General features: G+C 41.2%; 13 protein-coding genes and 1 pseudogene. 9 read left to right on the top strand and 5 right to left on the bottom strand.

Annotated elements, in window-relative coordinates; genetic code table 11:
• Positions 1-40 precede the first annotated feature (40 nt).
• Entirely contained in the window at positions 41-667 is a 627-nt protein-coding gene (locus tag F952_RS15140) for a 1-acyl-sn-glycerol-3-phosphate acyltransferase (protein ID WP_026057024.1), read from the bottom strand.
• Between the two features lie 133 nt (positions 668-800).
• On the opposite strand from F952_RS15140, the gene F952_RS15135 reads away from it, so the two are divergent.
• The 3 genes from F952_RS15135 (at position 801) to F952_RS15125 (ending at position 4,479) form a co-directional block, all read left to right on the top strand.
• A complete protein-coding gene (locus F952_RS15135; protein WP_004929575.1) occupies positions 801-2,048 on the top strand; it encodes an MFS transporter in 1,248 nt (415 codons plus the stop codon).
• A gap of 413 nt (positions 2,049-2,461) precedes the next feature.
• The gene (locus tag F952_RS15130) at positions 2,462-3,142 is read left to right on the top strand and encodes a DNA-binding response regulator PmrA (protein ID WP_004929572.1); all 681 of its coding nucleotides are present in this window, start codon (positions 2,462-2,464) and stop codon (positions 3,140-3,142) included.
• An 11-nt stretch (positions 3,143-3,153) separates the two neighbouring features.
• A complete protein-coding gene (locus tag F952_RS15125) occupies positions 3,154-4,479 on the top strand; it encodes an ATP-binding protein (RefSeq protein WP_004929571.1) in 1,326 nt (441 codons plus the stop codon).
• 135 nt (positions 4,480-4,614) lie between these two features.
• Here F952_RS15125 and F952_RS15120 read toward each other — a convergent pair whose 3' ends face one another.
• Positions 4,615-5,310, bottom strand: a complete 696-nt coding sequence (locus tag F952_RS15120; RefSeq protein ID WP_004929569.1) for a phosphatase PAP2 family protein — start codon at positions 5,308-5,310, stop codon at positions 4,615-4,617.
• Between the two features lie 116 nt (positions 5,311-5,426).
• Entirely contained in the window at positions 5,427-6,614 is a 1,188-nt protein-coding gene (locus F952_RS15115; RefSeq protein ID WP_004929566.1) for an ammonium transporter, read from the bottom strand.
• 390 nt (positions 6,615-7,004) lie between these two features.
• Here F952_RS15115 and F952_RS15110 point away from each other — a divergent pair, with 390 nt between their 5' ends.
• From F952_RS15110 to F952_RS15100, 3 genes and pseudogenes are all read left to right on the top strand, one after another.
• Complete coding sequence (locus F952_RS15110; protein ID WP_004929565.1) at positions 7,005-7,910, top strand: AEC family transporter; 906 nt, start codon at positions 7,005-7,007, stop codon at positions 7,908-7,910.
• A gap of 60 nt (positions 7,911-7,970) precedes the next feature.
• A complete protein-coding gene (locus tag F952_RS15105) occupies positions 7,971-9,023 on the top strand; it encodes a molecular chaperone DnaJ (RefSeq protein ID WP_026057023.1) in 1,053 nt (350 codons plus the stop codon).
• A gap of 128 nt (positions 9,024-9,151) precedes the next feature.
• Positions 9,152-9,280: pseudogene (locus F952_RS15100) on the top strand (DUF559 domain-containing protein); the annotation flags it as partial.
• Between the two features lie 4 nt (positions 9,281-9,284).
• On the opposite strand, the gene F952_RS15095 reads toward F952_RS15100, so the two are convergent.
• On the bottom strand, positions 9,285-10,151 hold the full coding sequence (locus F952_RS15095) for a hypothetical protein (RefSeq protein WP_017385322.1): 867 nt from the start codon (positions 10,149-10,151) through the stop codon (positions 9,285-9,287).
• Positions 10,152-10,282: 131 nt separating this feature from the next.
• On the opposite strand from F952_RS15095, the gene F952_RS15090 reads away from it, so the two are divergent.
• Both F952_RS15090 and F952_RS15085 read left to right on the top strand, forming a co-directional pair.
• Entirely contained in the window at positions 10,283-10,468 is a 186-nt protein-coding gene (locus F952_RS15090; RefSeq protein WP_004929556.1) for a hypothetical protein, read from the top strand.
• 1 nt (position 10,469) lies between these two features.
• Positions 10,470-10,655 (top strand): hypothetical protein, encoded by a 186-nt coding sequence (locus F952_RS15085; protein WP_004929554.1) that lies wholly within the window; start codon positions 10,470-10,472, stop codon positions 10,653-10,655.
• 48 nt (positions 10,656-10,703) lie between these two features.
• Here the strand turns inward: F952_RS15085 and F952_RS15080 are convergent, their stop codons facing one another.
• Complete coding sequence (locus F952_RS15080) at positions 10,704-13,607, bottom strand: valine--tRNA ligase (protein ID WP_004929553.1); 2,904 nt, start codon at positions 13,605-13,607, stop codon at positions 10,704-10,706.
• A 179-nt stretch (positions 13,608-13,786) separates the two neighbouring features.
• Between F952_RS15080 and F952_RS15075 the strand changes: the two genes are divergently transcribed.
• Positions 13,787-14,464 carry a hypothetical protein gene (locus F952_RS15075; protein WP_004929548.1) on the top strand — a complete coding sequence of 226 codons (678 nt, stop codon included), beginning with the start codon at positions 13,787-13,789 and terminating at the stop codon, positions 14,462-14,464.
• The last annotated feature ends 14 nt before the right edge of the window (positions 14,465-14,478 follow it).

The raw sequence follows: 14,478 nt of genomic DNA, 5'->3' as shown, positions 1-14,478 counted from the left end.
ATCAGGAAGCGCACATCAGACCAGATTCACTGCTTTTTTTCTAGTCATTTTTTACAAGATTTTGTAAAGGTAAAGACAGTCTTTCGGGTCGTTTTGCAGAAAATTTGCCCTCAAATCGTTGTATCATCTCGTTTAAATCTTGTGCATAGTCACCTGTTGGAAAGAAGTCACCCAAGCAATATATGGTTTTGTGCTGAAAATCGAATGAGAAGATAACAATCGGAATTTGAGCTTTCATTGCGATATGGTAAAAACCGCTTTTGATTTTAGACGCCTGTTTTCGTGTTCCCTCTGGGGCCATACCTATCCAGATCTGATCTTGCTGCCGAATGATGTTCACCACCTGCTCGGTTAAACCATTGACTTGATCACGATGGACTGGAATCAATCCCAGCCAATGAAGAATAGGTTTGAGCACAGGCTTAAACAAACTATCTTTACCTAATACGGTAATTTTGATTCCTAGCCCCCAAATGGCTAGAAATCCATACCATGCATCCAGATTCGAGGTATGTGGTGCAACGATGGCAACTGCTTTTGCATGATTGGGAAGTGTGCCTTGAATTTGCCAGCCTTGTATAAGAAACAGTTTTTTAAACAATGCTCGGCTTATCGGGTTACCCCGATGTGGAATTTGATGGGGAAGATCAGGAAATTTTTTTGACATATCCATGTGTGTTACATTGGTCATCCTGATGACATATTAAGCCTTTGAAATCGTTGCTTCATTGGCAGAAATGTTAGTCGTATTTTAAAAAAACAATCATTTTGCCACCAACTCAACCTAAGGTTTAAAGCACATGATGTCTCCAGCACGTCTTTACTTGCTTTTATTCTCGCTGTATTGGGCACAGGGTTTACCTGTTGGGTTTATGACGCATGCGTTGCCTGTGATTTTAAGAGCGCAAGGGGTATCTCTGGCACATATTGGTGGCTTTGGTTTACTCATGCTGCCTTGGTCAATCAAGATTTTGTGGGCACCTTGGGTTGATCGCTATGGGGTAAAGCGTCTAGGGCACTATCGTAGCTGGATTTTACTGACTCAGTTTTGCAGTATTTTAGGGCTATTCATCCTGTCTTTGTTTCCCATTTCTGCTTTGAGTCAGACAGATTATTTACTCCTTTTTTTTGTACTTATGTTCTGGATTAATTTTGCAGGGGCGACCCAAGATATTGCAACAGATGCCTTGGCAGTCAATTTGCTTAAAACAGATCAGCAGCACTGGGGCAATACTTTTCAGGTGGTTGGTTCACGTTTGGGTTTTATTGTTGGAGGTGGGGTCGTGCTCTGGGCACTGGATGCCTTTACCTGGCAAATGACATTTGGTGGACTGGCTGTATTGGTCTTGCTCAATACCTTACCTGTTTTATTACAGCAGCCTCAGCATGATCGGGTAATTGCATCACACACCACGTTTTCCCAGATTTCTATACGCCAATATTTTCATTACTTTACTCAGTCATCGCAATTACGCGCATGGCTATGGGTATTGTTCACTTTTAAAATTGCAGATGGAATGTCTGGACCTGTCCTTAAACCTTTACTGGTGGACATGGGGTTAAACTTTACCCGGATTGGACTCTATGTCACGATTTTAGGTGCATTTGCAGCATTGCTAGGCGCAGCCTGTGCAGGATTTTTACTGAAATATTATTCGCGTAGTTTCATGCTTATTGTCTTTTCTATTCTGAAATTGATCAGTTTGGCGGGATATGTTGCCTTATCTTGGGCTTTTGAGTCGAAGATAATGCTGCATCCTGTATTGATATATAGCGTCAATGCATTAGAAGATCTGTTTGCTGCAATGCTGTTAGTGGTCATGTTGACTTTAGTGATGCAATACAGTCGTGCTGAACGGGCGGGAACTGACTTTACTTTTCAAGTGGCTATCATGGCGACAGTTGGGGGTGGGCTTTATACCGTGAGTGGCGTGATAGCAGATCAGTTAGGATATACCACGTATTTAAGTATGGTGATGATGATTGGAATTCTGTGCCTAATCCCTATTTTAAAATGGACAGGTCAGTTAGAAAAACAATCGACATAATTTTATTTGTAGACCAATTAAAGCGTCATTTAGCGAATCTTGAAAAATCATATCAGGTCTAGTCATTTTAAAACCTCACGTGAGCATCAATTAAAGGCCAATAGAGTATTTTGATAAAATCTTTCAATTTGAACTTATTTTAAACTTCGATATGCCACGAATTTATCAAATCAATAAAATTCATAAATTTTTTATTTAAGTGTGTTTTAAGTTTGGATTTTTACAGTAAAGCAGTGTTAGTGTTGTGACAAACGACATTTAATCAATCTATTCATTTGGCAAATAAAAGATTTCTATTGAGCCTAAATGATAACTTCTCTAAAGTAGTCAGTGGATATGAAAAAAAACAATGTGTTGTTTATCCACTTGATATATTAGATCTATGCTATTCCACAGATGTGCGAGCTTAACTCATGACCAAAATATTGATTATTGAAGATGATTTCATGATCGCTGAATCTACCATTACCTTATTGAAATATCATCAATTTGAGGTGGAATGGGTCAATAATGGATTTGATGGCTTGGCACACCTTGCAAAACAAAGTTTTGATTTGGTATTACTCGATCTTGGCCTGCCTATGATGGATGGTATGCAGGTACTTAAGCAGATTCGTCAGAAAACTGGCGTACCAGTTTTAATTATTTCAGCACGTGATCAACTTGAAAATCGTGTTGAAGGTCTAAATCAGGGCGCAGATGATTATTTAATCAAGCCTTATGAATTTGATGAATTACTTGCACGTATTAATGCATTGTTACGCCGTACCAACAGCAAAGATGCATCTTCATTGCAACAAGATCAGGTCTTGAGCAATGGTGAAGTGATTTTGAATGTTGAAAAACATATTGCAACTTTTCAAGGTAAGGAAATTGAACTTTCTAATCGTGAATGGGCGATTCTGATTCCATTGATGACGCACCCCAACAAGATTTTTTCTAAAGCCAATCTTGAAGATAAACTGTACGATTTTGATAGTGAAGTGACCAGTAATACCATTGAAGTGTATATTCATCACTTGCGCTCGAAGCTAGGCAAAAATTTTATTCGTACTATTCGTGGATTAGGCTACCGACTGGGTCAGACATCATAAGGAACTAGGGGATGACCCAGCATTATTCACTACGACGTCGGTTAATCTGGGTCACCTCCATATTTAGTGTTCTACTTGGATGTGTATTGGTCTTTACTGCCTATAAAGTGGCATTGCATGAGACCAATCAGATTCTGGATGAGCAGATGCGCTATCTGGCAGACCGTACTGCACGCCAGCCGCTTTACAATGTCGATAGTCATTTTCAGGCCAATCATGAGTACCATGAAGAAGACCTGTTGGTTGATATCTGGGCCTATGATGATCAAAGGCATCTACAAGATGAAAATCAGCTTCTGATTCCACCAGTTAAAAAAGCGGGATTTTATTCGCAGGAAACCAAACAGGGCATTTTGCGCGCTTATGTACTACCTCTGGAAGATTATCAGATTCAGGTGAGCCAGTTAGAGAAAGTGCGTAAAGTCGTAGCACTTGAACTGGCTGCAAGTATGTTCTTGCCTTACGGTATTATTTTACCGTTTGCCTTGATCGGCTTGGCGGGAATTATCCGACGTAATCTTAAACCGTTTGATGACTTTAAGCGTGAGTTGACTCAGCGTGACTCTAGTGATTTATCTCCAATTCATGATGAAACTTATCCAGAAGAGCTGCTGCCAACGATTGAGGAAATGAATCGTTTATTTGAGCGAATATCTGAGTCGCAGCAGGAACAAAAACAGTTTGTGGCCGATGCCGCACATGAGTTAAGAACTCCTATTACCGCACTAAATTTACAGACCAAAATTCTGTTGAGCCAGTTTCCAGATCATGCAGCCTTACAAAACCTAGGCAAAGGTTTAGCACGTATTCAGCATCTGGTGACGCAATTACTGGCGCTGGCCAAACAGGATGTATCGCTGAGTTCAATTGAACGCCATACCACTTTTTTACTCAATGATGTCACGCTCAACTGTGTAGAGCAGTTGATGAATATGGCCATGGAAAAAGAAATCGATTTAGGTTTTGAGAGAAATGAAGATATTGAAATGGTGAGCATTGAACCGACAGTTCATTCTATTATTTTTAATTTAATTGATAATGCAATTAAATACACACCTGCTGCGGGCGTGATCAATATCTCTGTCTATCAAGATGAAAAAGCTTTCGCATGTGTGCAAATTGAAGACAGCGGAGCAGGAATTGACCCACAGTATTACGATCAGGTATTGAAACGCTTTTATCGTGTTCATCATCATCTGGAAGTTGGAAGCGGCTTAGGATTATCGATTGTTGATAAAGCCACGCAACGTTTGGGAGGTGAGCTTATTTTGGCGAAAAGCCCTGAACTTGGCGGTTTAAGTGTATTGGTGCGCTTACCCAAGTTTTTAAAAACGTAATTTGATTGGGTCATGCAAAGCAGTTTTTGAAATCACTGGAAGTGGCTTATGCCGCTTCATGAGTCTGTTTTTAATATGCACACATCATGGCAATTTTAACCTATTTTGCAGATGTGTCGATTTTTCTGTATTGCATTAAAATTTAACTCTATCTCTTGATGTAGTGGTAGTTTCTAAATATCGATGTGCCCATGCATACAAAACACAATTGATTGCCCACACGACCCACCATGTCCATAAATTGTGGCTTAAAAAATGTGCACCGCGCATCATTTGTGCCCATCCCATAGCAAAACCCAATAGAATTCCTGCAAGCAGATAGAAAACAGCACGAAAATATTGGGTGGAGCGATAAACAAAGTATCCTGTCATTAAAGCAAACCCAGCACTGGCATGTCCACCTGGGAAACAATGACCGTGCGTTGCGGAAAAATCCCAGATATAACCCTGCGTAGTTGCATGTGTCATATTCCATGGACATGCATGAGCTGACTGTGACTTGATCAATCCCACTATATTTGTGGAGAGCATACTCACCCAAAACATATAACCATATTGCCAACGGTATATCTTTAGTCGCTGAATTTTGAAAGTACATAGCCAGAGCACTAAAAAAATGACATAAACACCAATTAGCAAATCTTTGACAATGACATGATTCAGGGTTGCCAAATACCAGTTATCTCGGGCAAAGAACTGTCCTGAATGACTGATCCAAGGTTGAATCAAATGCCTATCGATCACACCACCTATTGGAAAGATGACCAAAAGAACAATAGCACTAAATACAAGCAGAATGTCTTGTAAAATGAGAAAGTGACGATGTGACATATCAAAGTTGGAGTGAGTAAAGACCGCTTTATTACAAATGAGAAAAATGAGCAATCACTTAAGAATAGCGTATAAAAAAAGCGGCCCTGAGAGCCGCAAAAGCACAAACTGAATATTTAAAACATACCATCTTCAGAATTTGCAGATATTTTATGAATAGATAAATCTGCACCTTGAAATTCTTCTTCTTGCGATAGGCGAATGCCGAGAGTTGCTTTTAAAATGCCATACACAACAAATCCCCCTACCAATGCAATAACAATTGCAAAAGTCGTACCAATCAGTTGAGACATCATTGAGACACCACCCAGTCCGCCGAAAGCTTTTTGCCCAAATACACCTACTGCAAGGCCTCCAAGGGCACCACAGACGCCATGCAATGGCCATACACCAAGTACGTCATCGATCTTGAGCTTGTTTTGTGTATAGGTAAATAGCTTCACAAAGATGATTCCAGCTATAACACCGATCACCAATGCACTCACAGGATGCACAATATCTGAACCTGCACAGATGGCGACCAGGCCTGCCAGTGGGCCGTTGTGTAAAAAGCCAGGGTCATTTTTTCCCATAAAGTTGGCGCTTAAGGTACCGCCCACCATCGCCATCAGTGAATTGATGGCCACCAAGCCTGAAATGGCATCGACACGCTGAGCACTCATGACATTAAAGCCAAACCAACCCACAATCAAAATCCATGAGCCTAGTGCCAAAAATGGAATGGAAGAGGGCGGATGAGCACTGACACGACCATCTTTTTTATAACGACCATGACGAGCACCCAAGAGCATTACGGCTGCCAATGCAATCCAGCCACCCATCGCATGAACGACAACCGAGCCAGCAAAGTCGTGAAAACTCGCGCCAAATTGGCTTTCGAGCCACTTTTGCAAACCAAAGTTACCGTTCCATGCCATACCTTCAAACAGTGGATACACCAACGCCACCAGTGCAAATGTGGCAATGGCCTGTGGGCGCATTTTGGCGCGCTCGGCTATACCGCCTGAAATAATGGCCGGAATGGCAGCGGCGAAGGTTAGTAAAAAGAAACAGCGCATCAGGTTATAGCCATGATCCGCGGCGAGCACAGCACCAGTTTGAAAGAAGCTGTGCCCATAGGAGATGTAGTAGCCTACAAAAAAGTAAGCAATTGCAGAAATAGAAAAATCGGTCAGAATCTTACTGAGCGCATTGACCTGATTCTTATGCCGCACGGTGCCCAGCTCTAAAAACGCAAACCCGGCATGCATGGCCAGAACCAGCACTGCGCCGAGCAATAAGAAAAATAAATCGACATTTTGCATAATTTGCTCAAAAAAAGTGCTTAAGCCCATTTTGGCTGCATAAAAAAAGATATTTATGCACCAAAATGGTTAAGAAAATCTAAAGGGTGATTAATCACAATCTATGATCGGATTAATTTGCCTATTTAAAGCAAAAAACGCACCAATAGTGGATTAAAATTTAAATCTTCCGATAAGTGTGGTGCAGACTGGGCAAAAAGAGTGCTTTATGACGGTTTCATCTGATACGCTTTGCCCTTCTATATCGATAAAAGTGTTATGTGCTACGCGTTGTTCTTGCTTTATTTTTGTTCATTTGCTTAAGTTTAACGCAAATTTTAAGCCTGATCCGATTTTTGCGCATAGAATGAGTCAGGATTTAAAAATAACGATAGTAGACACTGATCGAACATGGCTCATATCTTTCTTGCACTTTTTCCCTTGATTGCGCTGATTGCGACAGGGTATCTGTTTAAAACCTATCAATTTTTTAGTGCAGAATTTTGGGCAGGCGCAGAAAAGCTCAATTATTACGTGCTCTTTCCAGCGCTACTGTTTCATACGCTTGTTACGGCCAAAATTGATTTTCAAAATCTAAAGTACGTGATTTTCGTGATGTTTGCAGTTATTGCTGTGACCACCATTGTGCTGTATGGCATCAAGTATCTCAAAGATATCCGACCGGCACGCTTTGGCGTACATGTACAAAGTATTGTGCGTTTTAATACCTATATTGGCTTGGCTTTGGTGGCAGCGCTCTATCACAAAGAGGGCATGGCGATCTTGGCCATTTTACTGGCGGTCAGTATTCCGGTAGTCAATGTAATTTCGGTACTGTCACTCACCTCAAGTGAAAATATGGCCCTTAAACCCGTACTGCTGGCATTACTGAAAAATCCGCTCATTGTCTCTTGTCTATTTGGTGGAGTATTCAATGCACTTCAGATTCCGCTGTGGGACGGTATTTTAAATTTACTCAAGCTGTTTTCATCGTCTAGCTTACCTTTGGGGTTACTCTGTGTAGGCGCGGCTTTACAGTTTATGGAAATGAAAAAAGATGTGCCCGCCTTGCTACTCGATACCGCTGCGCGTTTACTTGTAATGCCTGCGCTGGCTTACGTGGTGTGTATGTGGATGGGGTTATCGGCACTCGAAACCCAGATCATGGTGGTCTTTTTTGCATTGCCAACGGCATCTGCGGCTTACATTTTAACCAAGGTGCTGCGTGGTGATAGTCAGCTTATGGCAGCAGTGATTAGCTTACAAACCCTGTGTGCGGCCGTGACCTTACCGCTGGTGATTTGGTGGGTGGGATAACAACGTATCTTCCTGTAAATATTGTTGCTACACTTTTTCATTTTTAGGTGGTAGATGGCTATGTCTTTTGATCTTAAGGTTACGATCAAGAAAAACAGAGACGTATCTGGGCCGCAGAAAAAACTGAATGTGCTGATTGAGAAAATTGAACAACAAAAAACGATGTTGGCGACATGGCAAAATGCGCAAACCGAGATTCAGGATTACACCCGGCAAAAGCTGTTGCCTTTGTATCACGAATTGCACGAACTCTGGTTTCAGCAGCTCACCCAGCTCTGGAATGTATTGCATGAACATGAATTTTCTAAAGCAGAGATCGCCAAGCTTGACGAGAAAATTGCCCAGCTTGCAAAGCGCTTAAAGCACTCTCAGATGCTCAATGCTGAACAGTTTAAACAGGCAATTCAGATAGATATCTTTTATCGCCAGCACGCTGAGCATAACCAACGTAAAGCTCCAAAAGAAGTGTCAGCGCATGCCGAACCTATACAAAATACAGCGCATGAGTTCGACCCAGAAGATGCAGCCGAGGCTGATTTTGAGCGCTATGTAGCCGAGCAGAAACAGGCACGTGATCAGGCCAAACAGCTACGACAGCAACAAAAACGCGAACAGGCCGAGCAGATGGCAGCGCAATCACTCAAAACGATGTATTTAAAAATTGCCGCTATAATTCACCCAGATCGTGAGCAGAATGAAACTAGAAAAGTAGAAAAAACTGAGCTATTTCAACAAGCCAGCCAAGCCTATGAACAGCAGGATTTATTTCATTTGCTCAAAATGCAGTTACAGCTTGAACAAAATAAAGGTGCTACCTCAAAAGAGCTTAGCCCTGAGCAAGTGAAATTTTATAAATTGGCTTTAGATACGCAAAGTCAGCAGCTTGAAAGCCAGATTGATGACATTCTAAACTCGTTTCAATTGGTTAAAAAACTCAAAGCCAATCAGGTACATATCAGTGATATGTATAAAGCCATTGATGCAGATGCTACTGAGTTAAAGCAGCATGTGAAATGGGAAAAAGAATGTTTAAAGTATATGAAAAAGGTGAGTGGGGTGGAGATATTGTTGGGGAGTGGGGGCTTTGATTTCCCCTCATTCCTTGCGGAATAGTGTTCCTCATCCCAAAAGGGACAAGCAGGTGCAAGTGATTATATACCTACATAAAATTTATAAGGAATATTACCTCCCCTTTTAGAAGATGAGCAGCATTGCTGCTCAAGGGAGAGGTAATAATAAAAATGAAATTAGACTCAAAATTATTAGAATTCGCCGAAGCAATCCGCAGTAATGCGACAGATGCAGAACACCTTTTGTGGCAACCACTACGTACTAAAAGATTACGAATCTTAAATTTCGAAAATAATAATTAAATTATATGTTAGGTTTCCATGCAAATTGTTTAAGCTTTTTATTTATTTGCTCATCATCTGTTATTTTTTCGGCTATTTCAAAAGCATCTAACAGATCATTATTTACATGCTTAAGAGGCATATTTGGAAATTCTAAAATCTTGTAAAAAGGCTGATTTAAGCCGTTAATGTCTAAAAAGGGCTGTTCTTCGCTAATTTTTATTGATTCAGGTATATTAGTATCGAATATTGAAGAATCTACATAAAAATTATTGCCGCCAAATCCACCTTTACTACCACGATCATCTGCTAAATAAGCTTTAGTAAATGCAAAGTTCGCCTGTAAATCTGGAACAATATCATAACAAGGCTTTATTGCTAAAGCCTTAAGAATAGCTTCTTCGGTACTCATAGCTTTATTATTCACTTGATCAATTAGATACTGACCAATTCCATTTTTGAGATCTTCTTTGGTATAATTTTTATCACGAACTCTAAAACCCACAGCTACAATACTTCTACACCCAGGTAGACTCAAAGCTTGTTCATGCGTATTTACGGCATTATGCACTTTAAATGCTCGATTTAGGAAATCGAATGTTACTGATTTGGAGCGAGGTGATAAATCTCTATAGAAGACAGCACCATCATTCATTGTCAATGAGTTGTAGATTTTTGCTTTTGAGTTTGTACGAATAATTTGCTGAAAAATTTTAAGTCTATCTATAGTAGCTTGGGCATGCTGAGTTAAAGGATTAAAATTCACTTCTTTTAACATAGAGCCATATCCAAGTAAATCTATCCAATGACAAATAGAAACCTCTATTGCTCTCTTGCTTCCCATACTTGTTTTGGGGATTTTTTTCGTATAATTCAATGTGTTTTTCATGAATAAAATCAGTAATTTCAAAGTTTTTAGATTATACGTCTAATTTTATTAAAAGTGAGCAACCTTGAAAATAACGAAATAGGCCGCATTAAAGACAAATATTGAATGAATTAGTGCTTAGGTAGATGGTAATGGTTGAGGATGATCAATTTAAAATAAACCGTATCCAACGTGTTAGCTTTACTAATGACGAGGTTAAGGTATTAAACAAAACCATTGAGGTTCTTGAACGTCATGGTGTGCACACAACGCCAAATAAATTTCTAAAGAAAGAAGCTATCGCCAGAGCTGAAGAAGTTTTGGATGAAGGGAAATAAAATGACTCATAAGTCGAAAAAATTTAAACCAAATCATGAATATAAAATCGGATTTGGTGTAAATCAAGCTGAGAAAATTGGAAAGGCTGCTAATAAAGTTAATGAAACACCCAAAAATTTTATTAAAAAAGCGGTTTTAGATAGCGCAACCAGTATAAACCAGAGTAGTGAAATTGTTAATAAATGAAAAATCCCCTCAATTGAGGGGGTTTTTTTAAATTAAACTACCAATACCTTAAAGCGCAGCAATCTGTTCCATGCTTTGCTTAATCTTCACAAGCTGATCAGCAAATTCAGCCAATTTCACTTTTTCACCTTCAACAACTGCTGCTGGAGCTTTGGCAACAAAGCCTTCATTGGCAAGTTTGCTGGCAATCTGGTCATGCTGCTTTTGTACTTTATCCAAATCTTTCTGTAAGCGGCCCAATTCTGCTTTCGGGTCGATCAAACCTTTCATTGGAACAAATACAGAGGCATGGCCCACAACACTAGAAGACGACAATGGCGGCTCTTCACCTTGTGCCAAGAACGTAATGCTTTCTACTTTGGCCAAAGCTTTAAAGAGCGGCTGAATACGTTCGATCTGTGTGCGTTCGCTGTCAGAGATGTTTTGAAGCAACACTGGCAACAAGCGGGCATTACCCAAGCCCATTTCACCACGGATATTACGTACAGCACCAATCAAACCTTGAAGCCATTGCATATCGGCTTCGGCTTGTTCATTCATTTTTGCAGCTTCCGGCACTGGGTATTTCGCCGTCATGATGGTGTCGCCACCTTTACCAATCATTGGTGCAAGCGTTTGCCAGATTTCTTCGGTCAGATATGGCATCAGCGGGTGCGCCAAACGAAGTGAGGCTTCCATCACTGCAAGCAATACGCGGCGAACTTCTGCTTTACGTTCTTCCGAAACTTCTGCATCGTTTAAAACTGGCTTGGTCAGTTCGACATACCAGTCGCAGTATTCGTTCCAAATGAAGTCATAAATGGTTTGCGCAGCAAGATCCAGACGATACGTTGCAAATGCCTGATGTACCGCTTGCTCGGCTTTTTGTAGGCGACTCATGATCCATTGCTCTGGCAATTCCCATAGCTCTGGGCGAGCTTCTTGAGCAACGGTTTGACCTTCTACGTTCATGAGTACGAAGCGGGTCGCGTTCCAGATTTTGTTACAGAAGTTACGGTAGCCTTCTACACGTTTCAAATCAAACTTAATGTCACGGCCAGTGTTGGCAAGGGCACAGAACGTGAAACGCACGGCATCTGTACCATACGAGTTGATTCCTTCTGGGAATTCTTTACGCGTGGCTTTTTCAATTTTTTCGGCTTGTTTCGGATTCATCAAACCAAAAGTACGTTTTTGTACCAAGCTTTCAAGGTCAATCCCGTCAATCAAATCGAGCGGATCAAGTACGTTGCCTTTCGATTTCGACATCTTCTGGCCTTCACCATCACGTACCAAACCATGTACATATACGGTCTTAAACGGCACTTGTGGCGTACCATCCTCATTCTTCATGAAGTGCATGGTCATCATGATCATGCGCGCCACCCAGAAGAAGATAATGTCAAAACCAGTTACCAATACATCGGTCGGGTGGAAGGTATTGAGGAAATAGTTTTCCGCATCTTTCTTGGCATCGCCTGTCCAGCCCAAGGTCGAGAATGTCCAGAGGCCCGAAGAGAACCATGTGTCTAACACGTCTTCGTCTTGTTGAAGCGCAAGATCGGCAGCAAGGTTGTTTTTCGCACGAACTTCTTCTTCGTTACGGCCAACATATACATTGCCTTCAGCGTCGTACCATGCCGGAATACGGTGGCCCCACCACAACTGACGTGAAATACACCAGTCTTGAATGTTGTTCATCCATGCCATATACATGTTGGTGTATTGCTCTGGTACAAACTTGATGCGTCCGTCTTGAACTGCTTCAATTGCAGGCTGTGCCAATGGCGCAATTTTTACATACCACTGGTCGGTTAAAAGTGGCTCCACAATCACGCCTGAACGGTCACCGCGTGGCGCTTTGAGGTCATACGGCTGAATCTGGTCTAACCAGCCTTCTGCTTCGGCTTGTGCAACCAGTTTCTTACGTGCAGCAAAACGCTCCAAGCCAACATAATCTGCTGGCGCTGCAATTGCGTCAGAAATTTGTTCGCCGGCTTTTGCAATATATTCAAACTCAGCCAAAACTTCGGCATTTTTATTGAAGATATTGATAATTGGCAAATCGTGGCGTTTACCCAAGTCGTAGTCATTAAAGTCGTGTGCAGGGGTGATTTTGACACAACCTGTTCCGAAATCTTTTTCGACGTATTCATCGGCAACAATTGGAACCAAACGGCCCGTAATTGGCAACACAATATTTTTGCCAATCAAGTGCGCATAGCGTTCGTCTTCCGGGTGTACCGCAACCGCGGTATCGCCTAATAGCGTTTCAGGACGCGTCGTGGCCACCACAAGGAAATCATGGCCGTCTTGAGTTTTGAGTGACTTGTCTTCAAAGAAATATTTGAAGTGCCACAATGAGCCTTTTTCTTCAACCGATTCAACTTCAAGGTCAGAAAGGGCAGTTTGTAGCTTCGGATCCCAGTTAACGAGACGTTTGCCACGGTAGATCAAGCCATCTTCATGCAGTTTAACGAAAACTTCTTTCACGGCATTAGACAAACCATCGTCCATGGTAAAGCGTTCACGCGACCAGTCGACCGAAGACCCCAAACGACGAATTTGTTTGGTGATGGTGCCGCCAGATTGCTCTTTCCATTCCCAGACTTTGTCAATAAATTGCTCACGGCCCAAATCGTGACGGCTAATATTTTGTGCAGCCAACTGACGCTCCACCACCATTTGTGTGGCAATACCCGCGTGGTCGGTTCCTGGCTGCCATAAGGTGTTTTTACCCATCATACGGTTGTAGCGGGTGAGGGCATCCATAATGGCATTGTTAAAGCCGTGCCCCATGTGCAAGCTACCAGTGACGTTTGGTGGCGGAATCATAATACAAAACGAGTCACCTTGACCGGATGGCTTAAAATAGCCTTTTTCTTCCCAGATTTGATACCATTTTCTTTCAATATCAGTGGGATCATAGGTGGTTGCGATGTTTTGGGCAGATTGAGCGTGGGCGTCAGTCATAATAAAAATCAAAAATGAATAAAAAATTGCATCTATTGTAGCAAAAAATCTATCGGAATTAATGCTGAACTCGTCGACAAAAAATTTACCTGATCTTAAAAACGCGCTAGATTAAATTTTCATGCAGCACACGGCATTTAAAATGCATTCTGGATTAAAACAATAGTGAGGGGAAAATCGTGAGCTATGCCGTATTTTTAAAAATTGAGCAAACCACGCATGCACGTTTTGAGCAGATTCGTAATCAATTGATTACAGGTACATCAGAGTCACAATCCAAACAGTTAGGCATTGTACTCTCAGATATTGCCTGTCAAATTATTGAACAGGTTTTTACTGAGCTTTTAATGCAGCAAAAACAGAGTAACACTCAAATTCAATCCATTGCAGATGATTCTGAAAAAGTCATTCAACAGGTATTGGCAGCCTTAAAAAAATACTTACCATGGTCGGTTTCTTTTTTTAGTAATGAACGGCTTGTACCGATGGTGAATTACCTTGCAAGTTTGGTTCGTCATCAAAATCAAGATTTATTTATTCGATATTTTATCGATCCTTTATTGGTGCAGGATACGCTGAGTTACGTTGATAAAGTTCGTGAAGGGCAGATCAGCTATGTGCCAAAAGCATTTCATGCTTTAACCAAGATTGTGGATCAGGGCGTGACTTGCCTGATTCGTGAACCCAAACATTTATTAAAATTTAATCTGGTGGTCGATAAAACTTTAAATGGCGTGATTCATATGACCACACATCTGGGCTACAAGCGCCTAGAGAAGCTGGGCACGCAAATTGACCTTGATATGGCAAATGACTATATTGAACATTTTCTGGCATTTCTAAGAAAAGAAGCCTAATTCTTTCATTTAAA

The sequence above is a fragment of the Acinetobacter baylyi DSM 14961 = CIP 107474 genome, from assembly GCF_000368685.1.
In the GTDB taxonomy this organism is placed as follows: Bacteria; Pseudomonadota; Gammaproteobacteria; order Pseudomonadales; family Moraxellaceae; genus Acinetobacter; species Acinetobacter baylyi.
Note: the sequence above shows the minus strand (reverse complement) of the source record. Positions and strands in the feature narration are given on the sequence as shown.